The organism is Pseudomonas sp. LS1212 (genome assembly GCF_024741815.1).
Taxonomy (GTDB): Bacteria; Pseudomonadota; Gammaproteobacteria; order Pseudomonadales; family Pseudomonadaceae; genus Aquipseudomonas.
Genome location: NZ_CP102951.1, coordinates 4,890,414 through 4,907,591, shown reverse-complemented (window position 1 = coordinate 4,907,591; position 17,178 = coordinate 4,890,414). Strand labels below are relative to the sequence as shown.

General features: G+C 61.4%; 18 protein-coding genes and 4 tRNA genes. 19 read left to right on the top strand and 3 right to left on the bottom strand.

From position 1 onward, the window contains the following. Positions 1-7 precede the first annotated feature (7 nt). Genes ribF through ispH form a run of 5 tightly spaced genes read left to right on the top strand, consistent with a single transcriptional unit; the run spans position 8 to position 5,731 of the window. Positions 8-967, top strand: a complete 960-nt coding sequence (gene ribF, locus NVV94_RS22865; protein ID WP_258444604.1) for a bifunctional riboflavin kinase/FAD synthetase — start codon at positions 8-10, stop codon at positions 965-967. Between the two features lies 1 nt (position 968). Then, the gene (ileS, locus tag NVV94_RS22860) at positions 969-3,800 is read left to right on the top strand and encodes an isoleucine--tRNA ligase (RefSeq protein ID WP_258444603.1); all 2,832 of its coding nucleotides are present in this window, start codon (positions 969-971) and stop codon (positions 3,798-3,800) included. Continuing rightward, positions 3,793-4,308, top strand: a complete 516-nt coding sequence (gene lspA, locus NVV94_RS22855) for a signal peptidase II (RefSeq protein WP_258444602.1) — start codon at positions 3,793-3,795, stop codon at positions 4,306-4,308. The genes ileS and lspA overlap by 8 nt, the downstream gene beginning before the upstream one ends. Positions 4,309-4,312: 4 nt before the next feature. Next, positions 4,313-4,753: a peptidylprolyl isomerase gene (locus tag NVV94_RS22850; RefSeq protein WP_258447793.1), complete on the top strand. Its 441-nt coding sequence runs from the start codon at positions 4,313-4,315 to the stop codon at positions 4,751-4,753. 30 nt (positions 4,754-4,783) lie between these two features. Next, complete coding sequence (gene ispH / locus NVV94_RS22845) at positions 4,784-5,731, top strand: 4-hydroxy-3-methylbut-2-enyl diphosphate reductase (RefSeq protein ID WP_258444601.1); 948 nt, start codon at positions 4,784-4,786, stop codon at positions 5,729-5,731. Here the strand turns inward: ispH and NVV94_RS22840 are convergent. Further along, positions 5,708-6,253, bottom strand: a complete 546-nt coding sequence (locus NVV94_RS22840) for a GspH/FimT family pseudopilin (protein WP_258444600.1) — start codon at positions 6,251-6,253, stop codon at positions 5,708-5,710. The two genes, ispH and NVV94_RS22840, sit on opposite strands and share 24 nt — an antisense overlap. Positions 6,254-6,375: 122 nt before the next feature. Between NVV94_RS22840 and NVV94_RS22835 the strand changes: the two genes are divergently transcribed. From NVV94_RS22835 to thiO, 7 genes are read left to right on the top strand one after another with little or no spacing between them, the layout of a single operon-like run. Further along, entirely contained in the window at positions 6,376-6,840 is a 465-nt protein-coding gene (locus NVV94_RS22835) for a GspH/FimT family pseudopilin (RefSeq protein ID WP_258444599.1), read from the top strand. Continuing rightward, positions 6,840-7,289 (top strand): type IV pilus modification protein PilV, encoded by a 450-nt coding sequence (gene pilV, locus NVV94_RS22830; protein WP_258444598.1) that lies wholly within the window; start codon positions 6,840-6,842, stop codon positions 7,287-7,289. Before NVV94_RS22835 ends, pilV begins: the two co-directional genes overlap by 1 nt. Further along, positions 7,286-8,002 carry a PilW family protein gene (locus NVV94_RS22825; RefSeq protein ID WP_258444597.1) on the top strand — a complete coding sequence of 239 codons (717 nt, stop codon included), beginning with the start codon at positions 7,286-7,288 and terminating at the stop codon, positions 8,000-8,002. Before pilV ends, NVV94_RS22825 begins: the two co-directional genes overlap by 4 nt. Before the next feature lie 10 nt (positions 8,003-8,012). Further along, entirely contained in the window at positions 8,013-8,498 is a 486-nt protein-coding gene (locus NVV94_RS22820; protein ID WP_258444596.1) for a PilX N-terminal domain-containing pilus assembly protein, read from the top strand. Further along, the gene (locus NVV94_RS22815) at positions 8,485-8,883 is read left to right on the top strand and encodes a hypothetical protein (protein WP_258444595.1); all 399 of its coding nucleotides are present in this window, start codon (positions 8,485-8,487) and stop codon (positions 8,881-8,883) included. Before NVV94_RS22820 ends, NVV94_RS22815 begins: the two co-directional genes overlap by 14 nt. Positions 8,884-8,895: 12 nt before the next feature. Next, a complete protein-coding gene (locus tag NVV94_RS22810) occupies positions 8,896-9,318 on the top strand; it encodes a type IV pilin protein (protein ID WP_258444594.1) in 423 nt (140 codons plus the stop codon). A 60-nt stretch (positions 9,319-9,378) separates the two neighbouring features. Then, on the top strand, positions 9,379-10,488 hold the full coding sequence (gene thiO, locus NVV94_RS22805; protein WP_258444593.1) for a glycine oxidase ThiO: 1,110 nt from the start codon (positions 9,379-9,381) through the stop codon (positions 10,486-10,488). Here thiO and NVV94_RS22800 read toward each other — a convergent pair. Together NVV94_RS22800 and NVV94_RS22795 are read right to left on the bottom strand one after the other, a co-directional pair. Beyond that, the gene (locus tag NVV94_RS22800) at positions 10,485-10,718 is read right to left on the bottom strand and encodes a PP0621 family protein (protein ID WP_258444592.1); all 234 of its coding nucleotides are present in this window, start codon (positions 10,716-10,718) and stop codon (positions 10,485-10,487) included. The two genes, thiO and NVV94_RS22800, sit on opposite strands and share 4 nt — an antisense overlap. A 141-nt stretch (positions 10,719-10,859) precedes the next feature. Further along, complete coding sequence (locus NVV94_RS22795) at positions 10,860-11,885, bottom strand: outer membrane protein assembly factor BamD (RefSeq protein WP_258444591.1); 1,026 nt, start codon at positions 11,883-11,885, stop codon at positions 10,860-10,862. A 149-nt stretch (positions 11,886-12,034) separates the two neighbouring features. On the opposite strand from NVV94_RS22795, the gene rluD reads away from it, so the two are divergent. The 7 genes from rluD to NVV94_RS22760 all read left to right on the top strand — a co-directional run bounded on the left by rluD (position 12,035) and on the right by NVV94_RS22760 (position 17,165). Further along, entirely contained in the window at positions 12,035-12,997 is a 963-nt protein-coding gene (gene rluD / locus NVV94_RS22790; RefSeq protein WP_258444590.1) for a 23S rRNA pseudouridine(1911/1915/1917) synthase RluD, read from the top strand. 8 nt (positions 12,998-13,005) lie between these two features. Beyond that, a complete protein-coding gene (gene pgeF, locus NVV94_RS22785; protein WP_258447792.1) occupies positions 13,006-13,734 on the top strand; it encodes a peptidoglycan editing factor PgeF in 729 nt (242 codons plus the stop codon). A gap of 129 nt (positions 13,735-13,863) precedes the next feature. Then, the gene (gene clpB / locus NVV94_RS22780; protein ID WP_258444589.1) at positions 13,864-16,428 is read left to right on the top strand and encodes an ATP-dependent chaperone ClpB; all 2,565 of its coding nucleotides are present in this window, start codon (positions 13,864-13,866) and stop codon (positions 16,426-16,428) included. 320 nt (positions 16,429-16,748) lie between these two features. Then, a tRNA-Asn gene (locus NVV94_RS22775) sits at positions 16,749-16,824 on the top strand. Between the two features lie 10 nt (positions 16,825-16,834). After that, positions 16,835-16,911 (top strand) — tRNA-Pro (locus NVV94_RS22770). A gap of 5 nt (positions 16,912-16,916) precedes the next feature. Continuing rightward, a tRNA-Lys gene (locus NVV94_RS22765) sits at positions 16,917-16,992 on the top strand. Between the two features lie 96 nt (positions 16,993-17,088). After that, positions 17,089-17,165 (top strand) — tRNA-Pro (locus NVV94_RS22760). The last annotated feature ends 13 nt before the right edge of the window (positions 17,166-17,178 follow it).

Genomic DNA, 17,178 nt, shown 5'->3' with positions numbered 1-17,178 from the left:
GCGCGTTATGCAGCTGGTTCGAGGCCTCCACAATCTGCGGCCCCAGCATCGGGGCTGTGTCGCCACTATTGGCAACTTCGACGGTGTTCACCGTGGCCACCAGGCTATCCTGGCGCGGCTGCGCGAGCGTGCGGTAGAGTTGGGCATGCCCAGCTGCGTGGTGATTTTCGAGCCGCAACCGCGTGAGTACTTTGCCCCCGAGACGGCACCGGCGCGTCTGGCTCGCTTGCGCGACAAGATCGCGCTGCTGGCCGAAGAGGGCGTAGACCGGGTCTTGTGCCTGGCGTTCAACCAGCGCCTGAGCAAGCTCAGTGCGGCGGAGTTCGTCGATACCATCCTGGTCGATGGGCTCGGCATTCAGCACCTGGAGGTCGGGGACGACTTCCGTTTCGGTTGCGACCGCCTCGGCGATTTCGACTTCCTGCTGCAAGCCGGCCGTGTCCAGGGCTTTACCGTAGAAGCGGCACAGACCGTCGAACTGGACAGTATTCGCGTGAGCAGCACCGAGGTCCGCAAGGCCCTGGCAGCTGCCGACTTCGCCCTGGCCGAGCAGTTGCTGGGCCGCCCGTACCGGATTGCCGGGCGCGTGTTGCATGGCCAGAAGCTGGCCCGTCAGCTGGGTTGGCCGACGGCCAATATCCAGCTCAAGCGGCGTCGCGTGCCATTGACGGGGGTCTACCTGGTCAGTGCCGACATCGACGGCAAGCCGTGGCCGGGCGTCGCCAATATTGGCGTGCGGCCGACCGTTTCAGGTGATGGCAGTGCCCACCTGGAAATACACCTTCTGGATTTTGCCGGTGATCTATATGGCCGGCGTTTGACGGTGGCGTTCCACCACAAGCTGCGTGATGAGCAGCGTTTCGCCTCCCTGGAGGCGCTGAAGACGGCGATCGATGCGGATGTCGCCGCCGCCCGTGCCCATGCCCTTACTTCAGAGCAGCGGCCAACCGCTAACCCAAGAGCCTGAAATGACCGACTACAAAGCCACGCTAAACCTTCCGGACACCGCCTTCCCAATGAAGGCCGGCCTGCCCCAGCGCGAGCCGCAAACTCTGCAGCGCTGGGACAGCATTGGCCTGTACCAGAAGCTGCGCGAGATCGGCAAGGATCGTCCGAAGTTCGTTCTGCACGACGGTCCTCCGTACGCCAACGGCAGTATTCACATCGGTCATGCGGTCAACAAGATTCTCAAGGACATGATTGTCCGTTCCAAGACCCTGTCGGGTTTCGATGCCCCGTACGTGCCGGGCTGGGACTGCCATGGCCTGCCGATCGAGCACAAGGTCGAAGTGACCCACGGCAAGCACCTGTCCGCGGACAAGACCCGCGAGCTGTGCCGTGCCTACGCCGCCGAGCAGATCGAAGGGCAAAAGGCCGAGTTCATCCGTCTGGGCGTGCTGGGTGACTGGGCCAACCCCTACAAGACCATGGACTTCGCCAACGAAGCCGGCGAAATCCGTGCCCTGGCCGAAATGGTCAAGAACGGTTTCGTGTTCAAGGGCCTCAAGCCGGTGAACTGGTGTTTCGACTGCGGTTCGGCATTGGCCGAAGCGGAAGTCGAATACGCCGACAAGAAGTCCACGTCCATCGACGTAGCGTTCCAGGCAGTCGACGACGCCAAGCTGGCCGCCGCTTTCGGCCTGGCTGCCCTGGACAAGCCGGCAGCGATCGTGATCTGGACCACCACCCCGTGGACCATTCCGGCCAACCAGGCGCTGAACGTCCACCCCGAATTCAACTACGCGCTGGTCGACGTCGGCGACAAGCTGCTGGTGCTGGCCGAAGAGCTGGTCGAGGCGTGCCTGAGCCGTTTCAACCTGCAGGGTTCGGTGCTGGCTACCGCCCCGGGCCAGGCGCTGGAGCTGATCAATTTCCGTCATCCACTCTACGACCGCCTGTCGCCAGTTTACCTGGCCGACTACGTCGAGCTGGGTGCCGGTACCGGTGTGGTGCACTCGGCCCCGGCCTACGGAGAAGACGACTTCATTACCTGCAAGCGCTACGGCATGGTCAATGACGACATCCTCACCCCCGTGCAGAGCAACGGCGTTTATGTCGATACGCTGGAGTTCTTCGGTGGCCAGTTCATCTGGAAAGCCAACCCGAACATCGTCGACAAGCTGGTCGAAGTCGGCGCGCTGATGTACACCGAAACCATCAGCCACAGCTACATGCACTGCTGGCGTCACAAGACCCCGCTGATCTACCGCGCCACGGCCCAGTGGTTCGTCGGCATGGACAAACAGCCGACCACTGGCGATACCCTGCGCCAGCGCGCGGTCAAGGCCATCGAAGACACCGCATTCATACCGGCCTGGGGCCAGGCGCGCCTGCATTCGATGATTGCCAACCGTCCGGACTGGTGCATCTCCCGCCAGCGCAATTGGGGCGTGCCGATCCCGTTCTTCCTGCACAAGCAGAGCGGCGAGCTGCACCCGCGTACGGTCGAGCTGATGGAAATCGTTGCCAAGCGCGTCGAAGTCGAAGGCATCGAAGCCTGGTTCAAGATGGACGCGGCCGAACTGCTCGGTGACGAGGCGCAGCACTACGAAAAGATCAGCGATACGCTCGACGTCTGGTTCGACTCCGGTACCACCCATTGGCACGTATTGCGCGGCTCGCATTCGAAGGGCCACGAGACCGGCCCGCGTGCCGACCTGTACCTGGAAGGCTCCGACCAGCACCGCGGCTGGTTCCATTCCTCGCTGCTGACCGGCTGCGCCATCGACAACCACGCACCGTATCGCGAGTTGCTGACCCACGGCTTCACCGTGGACGAGAACGGTCGCAAGATGTCCAAGTCGCTGGGCAACGTGATCGCACCGCAGAAGGTCAACGACACCCTGGGCGCCGACATCATGCGCCTGTGGGTTTCGGCCACCGACTATTCGGGTGAAATGGCGGTTTCCGAGCAGATTCTGCAGCGAAGCGCCGACGCCTACCGGCGGATCCGCAATACCGCACGCTTCCTGCTGTCGAACCTGACCGGTTTCAACCCGGCCACCGACATCCTCCCGGCCGAAGAAATGCTGGCCCTGGACCGTTGGGCAGTCGACCGTACCCTGCTGCTGCAGCGCGAGTTGCAGGAGCACTACGGTGAATACCGCTTCTGGAACGTCTATTCCAAGGTGCACAACTTCTGCGTGCAGGAGCTGGGTGGCTTCTACCTGGATATCATCAAGGATCGTCAGTACACCACCGCTGCCAACAGCACCGCACGGCGTTCCTGCCAGACTGCGCTGTTCCACATTTCCGAAGCGCTGGTACGCTGGATCGCACCGATCCTGGCGTTCACCGCCGACGAGCTGTGGCAGTACCTGCCGGGCGAGCGCAACGAATCGGTGATGCTCAATACCTGGTACGAAGGCCTGAGCGAGCTGCCGGAAGGCTTCGAGCTGGACCGCGCCTATTGGGAGCGGGTGATGGCGGTCAAGGTCGCGGTCAACAAGGAACTGGAGAACCAGCGGGCGGCCAAGGCCATCGGCGGTAACCTGCAGGCCGAAGTGACGCTGTTTGCCGACGATGCACTGACCAGCGACCTGGGCAAGCTCAGCAACGAGCTGCGTTTCGTGCTGATCACCTCCACCGCCAGCCTGGCGCCGTTCGTACAGGCACCGGCCGATGCCGTGGAAACCGAAGTCGCCGGGCTCAAGCTCAAGGTGGTCAAGTCCGCTCACGCCAAGTGCGCACGCTGCTGGCACTGCCGCGAGGACGTCGGGGTGAACCCCGAGCATCCGGAAATCTGCGGTCGCTGCGTCGACAATATCAGCGGTGCCGGTGAGGTTCGTCACTATGCCTAATGCCACTGCCGGGCGCTTCGGGCGCCTGAGCTGGCTCTGGTTGAGCGTGCTGGTCCTGGTCCTCGACCAGGCCAGCAAGTTCTACTTCGAGAGCTCGCTGAGCCTGTACCAGCAGATCGTGGTCATTCCCGATTACTTCAGCTGGACCCTGGCCTACAACACCGGCGCGGCCTTCAGCTTCCTGGCCGACAGTTCCGGCTGGCAGCGCTGGCTGTTCGCCCTGATCGCCCTGGTGGTCAGTGTCGTGCTGGTGATCTGGCTCAAGCGCCTAGGCCGCAGCGAGACCTGGCTGGCCGTGGCGCTGGCGCTGGTCCTGGGCGGCGCGCTGGGTAATCTGTATGACCGCGTTGTGCTCGGTCATGTGATCGATTTCATTCTGGTGCACTGGCAGAACCGCTGGTACTTCCCGGCGTTCAATATCGCCGACAGCGCGATTTCGGTGGGTGCGGTGATGCTGGCGCTGGATATGTTCAAAAGTAAAAAGACCGGAGAAGCCGTTCATGACTGAACAGTTGTTGGCCGAAACACGCATTGGCCAGAACACGGAAGTCACCTTGCATTTCGCTTTGCGCCTGGAGAACGGCGACACCGTCGACAGTACTTTCGACAAGGCGCCGGCCACCTTCAAGGTGGGTGATGGCAACCTGCTGCCAGGTTTCGAGGCTGCCCTGTTCGGCTTCAAGGCCGGCGACAAGCGCAGCCTGCAGATCCTGCCGGAAAACGCCTTTGGCCAGCCCAACCCGCAAAACGTGCAGATCATCCCGCGCAGCCAGTTCCAGGAAATGGAGCTTTCCCCAGGCTTGCTGGTGATTTTCAACGATGCGGCCAATACTGAGCTGCCAGGTGTGGTGAAGGCATTCGATGACGGGCAAGTGACCATCGACTTCAACCATCCGCTGGCCGGCAAGACGTTGACCTTCGATGTCGAGATCATCGACGTCAAGGCGCTGTAACCCTATTGCGCGCAAGACACGAGGCATAGCATGCAAATCAAACTCGCCAACCCCCGTGGCTTCTGCGCAGGCGTGGACCGGGCAATCGAAATCGTCAACCGTGCACTGGAAGTCTTCGGCCCGCCGATCTACGTGCGCCATGAAGTGGTGCACAACAAATTCGTCGTCGAAGACCTGCGAGCCCGCGGTGCAATCTTCGTCGAAGAGCTGGATCAGGTGCCGGACGACGTTATCGTCATCTTCAGCGCCCACGGGGTTTCCCAGGCCGTGCGCCAGGAAGCTGCCGGTCGCGGCCTGAAAGTATTCGATGCAACCTGCCCGCTGGTGACCAAGGTGCATATCGAAGTGGCGCGCTACAGCCGCGATGGTCGCGAGTGCATCCTGATCGGTCATGCCGGGCACCCGGAAGTCGAAGGGACCATGGGGCAATACGACGCCAGCAATGGCGGCGCGATCTACCTGGTCGAAGACGAAGAAGACGTGGCCAATCTGCAGGTGAACAATCCGGATTCGCTGGCGTTCGTGACCCAGACCACCCTGTCGATGGATGACACCGGCCGGGTGATCGACGCCTTGCGGGCGCGCTTCCCGAACATCGGCGGGCCACGCAAGGACGACATCTGCTACGCCACGCAGAACCGGCAGGATGCGGTCAAGCAGCTGGCCGACGAATGCGATGTGGTGTTGGTGGTCGGCAGCCCGAACAGCTCCAACTCCAACCGCCTGCGCGAGCTGGCCGAGCGCATGGCGACCCCGGCCTACCTCATCGACGGTGCCGAAGACCTGCAGCGCAGCTGGTTCGACGGTGTCGAGCGAATCGGCATTACGGCGGGGGCCTCGGCCCCGGAAGTGCTGGTGCGCGGTGTGATCCAGCAATTGCAGGCGTGGGGCGCAACCGGCGCCGATGAGCTGGCCGGTCGCGAAGAGAACATCACTTTCTCCATGCCCAAAGAGCTACGCGTTCGCTCCCTGCCCTGAGCCCTGTCGGTCGCAAAGGGCTTGTTCGTTCAGGTCCTTGCGCAGGCTGACCCTGCCGGTCTTGGAAAGTACGATCTGATAATGGCTGATCGCATCGTTGGCCTGGCAGACATGCAACGTACCGGCCTGAAAGGCGCCGCTGGCCTGCAGCGGCACGCCCAGCTCGCTGAAACGCACGAAATGCCTGACCGGCTGGTTGCCGACAACGGTGACCCGGCCGCTTTCCAGGCGTTCGAGCAACAAGGGGTTGTCGCTGTCCTGATGGCCCTGCCCGCTGACGTCGGCGGTGATGCGCCAACCCTTGCTCCAGTCCTCATCCAGCGCATGGATGACGACCGTCTGGTGACGCACGATCGCTTCACTGCGCGCCGCCCGTAGCCCCATGGCCAGTTGCTCGGCGGCCACCTGGCGCTGCTGACTGGCCGCCATTTGCGCAAATGACGGTGTGGCAAGTTGCACCAGCACGGTCGTGAGCGCCATTACCGCTAAAAGTTGAATCAGTGTCATTCCTCGTTGTCGCATGTCGACTTCCTCCCTGGAAGCGTGTCCCTGCGCGTTTATCCTGGCGAATCAACCGTACATCCTGTCGTTTGATAGGCCGGTCCCAACGCTGGTTATAGTCGATTTTCTCCGAGAGCGTCTTCATGCACCCACGCTGTAGAGCGTTTTCCCTGATTGAGTTGTTGGCGACCGTGGTGCTGATCTCGACTCTTGCAGCGCTGATTGCGCCGGCGTTTACCGGCGTTATCCAGCGCGCCAAGGCTGATACTGAAATGAGTGACCTGATGCGAGTGCTGAAATTTGCTCACCTGGAGGCCATTGACCGAGGGCAGAGCCTGCGAGTGATGCCAAGTGTTGCCGGGGGCGATTGGAGCAGCGAGTTGAAAGTCGTGACGATCGCCGACCCCGACACCCCATTGCGTGTAGTGCCGGCCATGGCCAGCGATGCGGTGGTGAACGCTCCAGGCGTCACCGCTATCGACTTCAATAACCTCGGCGGGCTGGCTGCACCGGCCACTGCAGTGGCCATGACCTATGTACTGGGCTCGGTCAGCCGTACCTTCAACGTCTGCATCAATGGCCGCATCGTGCAGGGAGGCCGTTGCTGATGATGCGTGCGAGACACCAATGTGGGGTGACGTTGATCGAGGTGCTGGTCTCGCTGTTCATACTCGCAATCGGCCTGCTGGGAGCTGCCGCGATCCAGCTCAATGCCTTGAAATACACCGACAGTTCGCTGATGAGCAGCCAGGCCAGCTTCATCGCTTACGACATGATGGACAGAATCCGCGCCAACCCTGATGCCGATTACAATTTCAGCGCCTTGGCCAGTGTGCCTTCCAGTGTCACTGGCAGTGATGCCAGGCTGCAGGACTTCCACGACTTCAAGATCAACATCAGCAACTTTGCCGGCGCCGCGGCAGCAGGGCGTATTAGTGTGGTCAACCGGCAGGTGACCATCACCATCGACTGGGACGACTCCCGGGCCGGTGGCGGGCCCCAGACGTTTACCCTGGTCAGCCGGGTGGCGGTCGATCCACCGGGGGCGAGGCGATGAGGCGAAGGGCTGGCGGTTTCAGTCTGATCGAAGTCATGGTCGCCCTGACCCTGGGGCTGGTCGTGGTGCTGGGCATTACCCAGATCTTCATCACGGCCAAGAGCACGTACCTGTCCCAGAGCGCGTCGGCACGGTTGCAGGAGGATGCCCGTTTCGCTCTGAGCAAGATGATCCAGGAAATTCGTATGGTGGGCATGTTTGGCTGCCTGACGACCGATGCCATCACCTACACCGAACCCGCGATTGCCGGCGAGTTCGCCAACCCCATTCGCTTTGTCCGCAGCGCCGATGGCGGCACCCAGACACTGACTCTGATCAGTGCCGATGTGGGGGCTGCGGGCGGGACACCGACCTGGACCATTGTCACCGACTGCGTGACGTCGGCCCGCGCCTACCGAGGCGCCCGGGTCGCGGGCAGTGGCGAGATCGCCCTGCCAGTGCGCAAGCTGGTCTACACCGTGGAGAACAATCAGTTGATGCTGGGCGCCGGCAGTGCCAAGGCTGTTTTGGTGGATAACGTCGACGCCCTGGAAATCTCCTTTGGTGTCGCCAGTCTTGCCTCTGACAGTGCGGTGAGCCATTACAGCAGTGCGCCGAACAACCCGGCGACAATCCGCAGCGTACGTCTGAGCCTGACATTGAAGGATCCCGAGGCACGGGTCAGGAACCAGACCTACAACGTGGTTGCGTCGCTGCGCAACCGACTCCAGTAGGGCACCTGTCATGAAAATAACCGAGGGCAGCCTGCATCAGGCGCAGAAGGGCATGGCCCTGGTGGTCAGCCTGATCTTCCTGTTGCTGCTGACCCTGATCGGCGTTTCGTCGATGCAAAATGCCACGCTGCAGGAAAAGATGGCCGGCAGCGTAAAGCTGCGCAACGAGTCATTCCAGATAGCCGAAGCGGCCTTGCGCGCGGGTGAGACCGCCGTGCAAAGCGCTGGCTTCAACCTGCCGGTGTGCCGTTATTGCCTGCCACCACCGGAGTCGACCAGGGTCATTGCGGCCGGAGTCTATGCCGGTAGCGGGCAAAGCTCGGGGGTAGCCTGGTTGGCGGCCGACAAGGGCTTCTACATGATCCAGAACATCGGCGTCACCAACATGGCGGCCAATCTTCCGGCAGGGGCGGTGGCGACCTTGTACCGCGTGACGGCGGTCGGTTTGCGCGGCCATTCAAGATCAGTGCTGGAGAGTGTGTATGCGAAATACTGAGCGGCTGGCCTGTGGAGCCTGGCTTTGTCTGTGTCTGGCGGCTCCGGTGCATGCCGTAGCGCCCGCCGAGTCAGACCTGCTCGATCCACCGTCGCTGTGCCTGGAGCTGCCAGGCCAGAGCAGTGATGTCAGCTCCAACCCGTGCCCGAGTCCCGGCAATGGGCAAAAGGATAAAGTGCCCGACAACCCTGTGCCTGATGCCCATGACAACAGCGTGGATGGCAACCAGATCGAAAAGGGCGTGCCCGATGTGGAAGGGGAGTCGGGCGCGAGCGGTGGTTATAAATCAGTCACGCTCTCGGATGGCACCGTGGTGCAGATTCGCGAGAAGGGTGCCAATGAGGCTGCCGTTTCACGGCGAATCATGTGGCGGCAGATCATGTAGGCAGGAATATTCATGCGGTTATTTTCACCCGCGGCAAACAAGGGCTTTACGCTTATCGAGTTATTGATTGTCGTGGCAGTCATCGGCATTCTGGCGGGTATTGCTTACCCCGGTTATACCGAGTACATCAAAAAGGCGCGGCGCACGGAAGTGGCTGGCCTGCTGTCCGAAACTGCGCAGAATCTGGAGCGCCATTACTCGCGTGCCGGGCAATATGCTGATACGGAGACGGTCATCACGCCTGTGCCTGCAGGCAATGACTATTACGCTCTGACCGTCATACGTGAAGAACAGGCATTCACCCTGGTCGCCGCGCGTAAGAGTGGCATGCTGATGGCCAGCGATAAATGCGGTGACTTTGCACTCACCCATACCGGTGCGCGCAGCAACCCGAACAGCAGCGACGTCACCTCCCAAAGCTGTTGGGGGCGCTGATCGCTCGTTGTTTCACGGCGCCTGGCGCCCACGGTTTTCTTTTTGGCATTGGATCGATAAATGGCAAAGCAAGTAGTGATTGTCGGTGGCGGGGTGATCGGCCTGCTGACAGCGTTCAATCTGGCGAAAGAAGTCCAGAGCGTGGTCGTGCTCGATCGCGGTGCGCTCGGGCAGGAGTCTTCCTGGGCCGGTGGCGGGATTGTCTCGCCGCTCTATCCCTGGCGTTATAGCGCGGCGGTTACCGCCCTGGCGCATTGGTCCCAGGATTTTTATCCACAGCTGGGCGAGCGCCTGTTCGCGGCTACCGGGGTCGATCCCGAAGTGCATACGACCGGCCTCTACTGGCTGGACCTGGAAGGCGAGCAGGAGGCGCTGGCCTGGGCTGCGCGCGAGCAAAGACCGTTGAGCGCAGTGGACATGTCCGCGACCTACGATGCGGTGCCTGCGCTGGGGCCCGGCTTCAATCGGGCCATTTACATGGCGGACGTGGCCAACGTGCGCAACCCGCGCCTGGTGAAATCCCTCAAGGCTGCGCTGCAGGCCATGCCCAACGTCAGCCTCAAAGAGCATTGCGAGGTCACCGGCTTCATTCGCGACGGTGAGCGCATCTGCGGCGTACGGACCGCGGCTGGCGATGTTCCGGGTGATCGTGTGGTGCTGACTGCTGGCGCCTGGAGTGGCGAACTGCTGCGCCCGCTTGGCCTTGACCTGCCGGTGGAGCCGGTAAAAGGCCAGATGATTCTGTACAATTGCGCTGAAGATTTCTTGCCGAGCATGGTTCTGGCCAAGGGCCGCTATGCGATTCCACGTCGCGACGGGCACATTCTGATCGGCAGCACCCTGGAGCATGCCGGTTTCGACAAGACGCCGACCGAGGTCGCCCTGGAAAGCCTCAAGGCTTCGGCCATCGAGTTGCTGCCGGCCTTGGCACAAGCGAGCCCTGTCGCCCACTGGGCGGGCTTGCGACCGGGTTCGCCGGAGGGTATCCCGTACATCGGGCCGGTACCCGGGCGCGAAGGGTTGTGGTTGAACTGCGGGCACTATCGCAATGGTCTGGTGCTGGCCCCGGCCTCGTGCCAGCTGTTTGCCGACCTGCTGCTCGAGCGCGCGCCGATCATCGATCCGGCGCCTTATGCGCCCGACGGGCGACTAGGCGCAATCCAGGCCTAAGGCTGACGGTCGCCGGGCCCTTGTTCCAGGTGGGCCTGGCTGCAATACCACTGGCTGCCTCGCGGCAACGCCCGGTCTTTGGGCAGGTGAACGCCGCATTGGGCGCAGCGCACCATCTTCAGGGGGCTGTCGAGGGTATTGTCCCGGGGTGAGGCGGCAGGGGACTTGAACTTGCGCCATAACCAGAACGCGGCGGCAATCAGGGCGATCCAAAACAGTAGGCGAATCATGGTGTCCAGCTTTGTCAGTGACGATTCAGCAGTTTAGCCAAGGTGTTGGCGGTCGCCCAGAGTTATGTGTGGAGGCCCGAAATGGCACCACAAAGAAAAAGGGAGGCCATTGGCCTCCCTTTTTACTTATTACGCTGACAATCAGTCAAAAACACCAAAGGTCATGTAGCTGAACCACGAGCGGTCCTCGCTACTGCTTTCAGCTTCGGGATCCTCTTTTTCTTCGGCGTCGCTTTCGTCGCCTTCTTTAGGCAGCAATTCAGGCGGAATCGCTTCCTTGGCGTCTTCGTACTGCTTGATCACATCCTGGTTGGCGCGGGTTTCGCCCGGTGGCAGCGGCGTTTCGGTCTCGATCAGGCCCAGGGTCGCCTTGGACAACCAGCCACGGTTGTCGGCTTCCTCTTGTCGCGGTACGAACTGGCCATCGACCAGGCTCGGATGGTTCGGGTAGTTCAGCTTCAGGGTTTCCAGGCTGGTGGCTGCCAGTTCGTCCAGGTGCAGGCGCTGGTAGGCCTCGACCATCACCGCCAGGCCGTCGCCGACCGATGGTGTTTCCTGGAAGTTTTCCACCACGTAACGGCCACGGTTGGCCGCCGCGACATAGGCCTGACGGGTCAGGTAGTAGTCGGCTACGTGAATTTCGTAGGATGCCAGCAGGTTACGCAGATAAATCATGCGTTGCTTGGCGTCAGGCGAATAACGGCTGTTGGGGAAGCGGCTGGTGAGCTGGGCGAACTCGTTATAAGAGTCGCGGGCAGCGCCCGGGTCACGCTTGGTCATGTCCAGCGGCAGGAAGCGCGCAAGTAGGCCACGGTCCTGGTCGAAAGACGTCAGGCCCTTGAGGTAGTAGGCGTAATCGACGTTAGGGTGCTGCGGATGCAGGCGAATGAAGCGCTCGGCAGCGGACTTGGCAGCCTCGGGCTCGGCGTTCTTGTAGTTCGCGTAGATCAGCTCCAGCTGCGCCTGGTCGGCATAGCGACCGAACGGGTAGCGCGATTCCAGGGCCTTTAGCTTGCTAGTGGCGCTGGTATAGCTTTCGTTGTCCAGGTCGGCCTGCGCCTGCTGGTACAGCTCGGCCTCGCTCAGGTTTTCGTCGACGACTTCCTTCGACGAACAGGCAGCGGTGAGTCCGAGGATGGCGATCAGCAGCAGGTGTTTCACTTGCATGGCGGCTTGCGTCCCTATGACGGCCGCTGTCTTGGGCGTGGCCGTCCTGTTATGATGGGCGCCCCGTGGAACCCTCGGGGCAAAAGACGCCGTATTTAACCACAAGCGCGCAGCTGAAACCAAAGGCTACGCCGCCCCCTAGTCCGAGCATGTCCGAGATCATACAACTTCGCGCAGAGGTGCCGTCCGAACTGGGCGGGCAACGCCTCGATCAAGTCGCCGCACAATTGTTCGCCGAGCACTCGCGCTCGCGCCTTTCCGCCTGGATCAAAGAGGGCCGCCTGACTGTGGACGGAGGCGTCCTGCGCCCGCGTGACATCGTTCATGGTGGCGCCATCCTTGACCTCAACGCCGAGCAGGAAGCCCAGGGCGAGTGGGTTGCCCAGGACATCGAGCTGGACATCGTCTACGAAGACGACGATATCCTGGTCATCAACAAGCCTGCGGGCCTGGTGGTGCACCCGGCTGCCGGTCACGCCGACGGTACGCTGCTCAATGCCCTGCTGCATCACGTACCGGACATCGTCAATGTTCCGCGCGCTGGTATCGTCCATCGCCTGGACAAGGACACCACCGGTCTGATGGTAGTGGCCAAGACGATTCAGGCCCAGACCCAGCTGGTCGCCCAGCTGCAGAGCCGCACGGTCAGCCGCATCTATGAATGCATCGTGATTGGCGTGGTGACCGCCGGGGGCAAGATCAACGCCCCGATCGGCCGTCATGGCCAACAGCGCCAGCGCATGGCGGTGATGGAAGGCGGCAAGCAGGCGGTGAGTCATTACCGGGTGCTGGAGCGCTTCCGTTCGCACACCCATGTGCGGGTCAAGCTGGAAACCGGTCGGACTCACCAGATCCGTGTGCACATGGCCCACATCAACTTCCCGCTGGTCGGGGACCAGGCCTATGGCGGGCGCTTCCGCATTCCGCCGGCCGCCAGTGCGACCATGGTCGATGCGCTCAAGACGTTCCCGCGCCAGGCCCTGCACGCGCGTTTCCTCGAGTTGGATCATCCGACGACCGGTAAACGCATGAGCTGGGAATCGCCCTTGCCGGACGATTTCGTCTGGCTGCTGTCGCTGCTCAAGCAGGACCGCGAGGCGTTTGTCGGGTGAGTACACTCATGCGCGACCTGCTGATTCCGCAGTGGCCTGCGCCAGCCGGGGTCAGGGCGTGCGTGACCACCCGTGCGGGCGGTGTCAGCAAGGCGCCGTTCGACAGCTTCAATCTCGGTGACCATGTCGGAGATGACCCAGACGCGGTCGCTGAGAACCGTCAGCGCTTGACGTCAGAATTTTCCATTGCCCCGGCCTGGCTCAAGCAGGTGCACGGGGTGGCGGTGGCTGATGCCGACCCGGCACGGATCGCCGAAGCGGACGCCAGCTGGACGGCAACACCGGGCATTGCCTGTACGGTGATGACGGCCGACTGTCTGCCAGCGCTGTTCTGCGACCGCGCAGGCACTCGTGTCGCGGCAGCCCATGCCGGCTGGCGCGGATTGGCGGCCGGGGTGCTCGAAACCACCGTCGACAGCCTGGCAGTGCCGGGATCGGAAATTCTCGTCTGGCTGGGGCCTGCCATTGGCCCGCAGGCTTTCGAAGTTGGCACGGAAGTGCGTGATGCCTTTATCGCTACACATCCTGAAACCCATCAGGCCTTCGTTCCGAGTGTTAATGCCGGGCGCTTCATGGCCGACATCTATGCCCTTGCGCGCCTGCGTCTGGCCGCCCATGGCGTGACAGCCGTCTACGGTGGCGGCGAGTGCACGGTCAGCGACCCGCGTTTCTTTTCCTATCGCCGCAACAATCCTACCGGGCGTTTCGCCTCGCTGGTCTGGCTCGAGCACGCCTGACTACTGACTTGCATCAATCCCGCCAAGCTTGAATCTTCCAGAATCGGCCGCATCTACAGTGGTATCTCTGGCAGGTTTTCTTCATAGGTGTGTCCATCGCTCCGGCCTGCCCATAAGGAAGGTGAACTCATGCGTATAGACCGATTGACCAGCAAGCTGCAATTAGCTTTATCCGACGCTCAATCCCTGGCGGTGGGCATGGACCACCCGGCCATCGAGCCCGTGCACCTGTTACAGGCGCTGCTCGAGCAGCAGGGCGGCTCGATCAAGCCCTTGCTGATGCAGGTGGGCTTCGATATCAACAGCCTGCGCAAGGCATTGAGCAAAGAGCTCGATCAGCTGCCGAAAATTCAGAATCCCACTGGCGACGTAAACATGTCCCAGGACCTGGCGCGTCTTCTCAATCAGGCCGACCGGCTGGCCCAGCAGAAGGGCGATCAGTTTATTTCCAGTGAGCTGGTGCTGCTCGCGGCCATGGACGACAGCAGCAAGCTGAGCAAGCTGCTGCTGGGGCAGGGTGTGAGCAAGAAAGCCCTGGAAAATGCCATCAACAACCTGCGGGGCGGCGAAGCGGTCAATGATCCCAACGCCGAAGAATCACGTCAGGCGCTCGACAAGTACACCATCGACCTGACCAAGCGTGCCGAAGAGGGCAAGCTTGACCCGGTGATCGGCCGAGATGACGAGATTCGTCGCACCATTCAGGTCCTGCAACGGCGCACCAAGAATAACCCCGTACTGATCGGTGAGCCCGGCGTGGGTAAAACCGCCATTGCCGAGGGCCTGGCCCAGCGCATCATCAATGGCGAAGTGCCGGATGGCCTCAAGGGCAAGCGCCTGCTGTCACTGGACATGGGGGCGCTGATCGCTGGTGCCAAGTTCCGTGGCGAGTTTGAAGAGCGGCTCAAGGCCCTGCTCAATGAGCTGTCCAGGCAGGAAGGGCAGATCATTCTGTTCATCGATGAGCTGCACACCATGGTTGGCGCCGGCAAGGCCGAGGGCTCCATGGATGCCGGCAACATGCTCAAGCCGGCCCTGGCCCGTGGCGAGCTGCATTGTGTGGGCGCCACGACCCTCAATGAATACCGTCAATATATAGAGAAGGACGCAGCCCTCGAGCGGCGCTTCCAGAAAGTCCTGGTGGATGAACCGAGCGAAGAAGACACCATCGCCATTCTGCGGGGCCTGAAAGAGCGTTATGAGGTCCACCACAAGGTGGCGATCACGGACGGCGCAATCATCGCGGCGGCCAAGCTCAGCCATCGCTACATCACCGACCGGCAATTGCCGGACAAGGCCATCGACCTGATCGACGAAGCGGCCAGCCGCATTCGCATGGAAATCGACTCCAAGCCTGAAGTGCTCGACCGCCTGGAGCGTCGCCTGATCCAACTCAAGGTCGAATCCCAGGCCCTGAAAAAAGAAGACGACGACGCTGCCATCAAGCGGCTGGAGAAACTCACCGAAGAGATTGCCCGGCTGGAACGCGAGTATTCGGACCTCGAAGAGATCTGGAACTCGGAGAAAGCCGAAGTGCAGGGCTCGGCGCAGATCCAGCAAAAGATCGAGCAAGCGCGTCAGGAACTCGAAGCCGCTCGGCGCCGGGGTGACCTCAGCCGCATGGCCGAGCTGCAGTACGGGGTGATCCCGGACCTGGAGCGCAGCCTGCAGATGGTCGATCAGCATGGTAAAAGCGAAAACCAGTTGCTGCGCAGCAAGGTCACCGAAGAAGAGATTGCCGAGGTCGTGTCCAAATGGACCGGTATTCCGGTGGCGAAAATGCTCGAAGGCGAGCGCGAAAAGTTGCTGAAGATGGAAAGCCTGCTGCACGAGCGCGTGATCGGCCAGGACGAAGCCGTGGTGGCGGTAGCCAACGCAGTGCGCCGGTCGCGTGCGGGGCTGTCCGATCCGAATCGGCCGAGTGGCTCGTTCATGTTCCTCGGCCCTACCGGCGTCGGCAAGACCGAGCTGTGCAAGGCGTTGGCGGAGTTTCTGTTCGACACTGAAGAGGCCATGGTGCGCATCGACATGTCCGAGTTCATGGAGAAACACTCCGTGGCACGGCTTATCGGCGCCCCGCCAGGCTATGTAGGCTATGAGGAAGGCGGTTATCTGACCGAGGCCGTGCGGCGCAAGCCTTACTCGGTCGTGCTGCTGGACGAAGTCGAGAAAGCCCACCCGGATGTGTTCAACATACTGCTGCAGGTGCTTGAAGACGGCCGCCTGACCGATAGCCACGGACGCACGGTGGACTTCCGCAACACGGTGATCGTGATGACCTCCAACCTGGGCTCGGTGCAGATCCAGGAACTGGTTGGCGATCGCGAGGCACAGCGAGCGGCGGTGATGGATGCGGTGGGCTCGCACTTCCGGCCCGAATTCGTCAACCGGATCGACGAGGTGGTGATTTTCGAGCCTTTGGCCCGTGATCAGATTGCCGGCATCACCAAAATCCAGTTGGGCCGTCTGCGCAGCCGCCTGGCCGAGCGTGAGCTGAGCCTTGAGCTGAGCGACGAGGCGCTGGATAAACTGATCGCCGTGGGGTACGACCCGGTCTACGGTGCACGGCCGCTCAAGCGCGCCATCCAGCGCTGGATCGAGAACCCATTGGCCCAGCTGATCCTGTCCGGCCGCTTCCTGCCCGGCACCAGCATCACCGCCACCGTGGCAGATGATGAGATCGTGTTTGCCTGAGTAAAACCACGGTTGAACCTAAGGCCTCGATTTTCGAGGCCTTTTTTCTTTTTTTGGGGTTTTTTCCCTTTGCATTTTTCTGCGAGTGCTTGTAAAGTGCGCCCCGCTGTATGTCACACCGCAGATCGCCAGGCTTCATCGGGGATCTGAAAAAAAGTTGCAAATTCAGTGTGTTGAAAGCGATTTAGGTGTTGACAAGGGTTTCAAAAATTGTAAAATAGCGCGCCTCAGAGACATGAACGCAGCGATGCACGAAGTCGAAGAGTTCAACGCGGTAGCGATACAGTGTTTGAAGCTTGCAGTAAATTGAAATTGATAGTTCCGCGATAGCTCAGTCGGTAGAGCAAATGACTGTTAATCATTGGGTCCCAGGTTCGAGTCCTGGTCGCGGAGCCAAATTTCAAATCGGGGTATAGCGCAGTCCGGTAGCGCGCCTGCTTTGGGAGCAGGATGTCAGGAGTTCGAATCCCCTTACCCCGACCATTTTTGGGTCGTTAGCTCAGTTGGTAGAGCAGTTGGCTTTTAACCAATTGGTCGTAGGTTCGAGTCCCACACGACCCACCATTTTTGACTCCGGTTCGCCGGAGTTGAATCTTAAAAGGACAGGCGCCACTCGCGTCTGACCAAGGAAAGGCGCCTTGATTGGTGCCTTTTTTTTACCGGGGTATAGCGCAGTCCGGTAGCGCGCCTGCTTTGGGAGCAGGATGTCAGGAGTTCGAATCCCCTTACCCCGACCATTTTCGCCCTGGC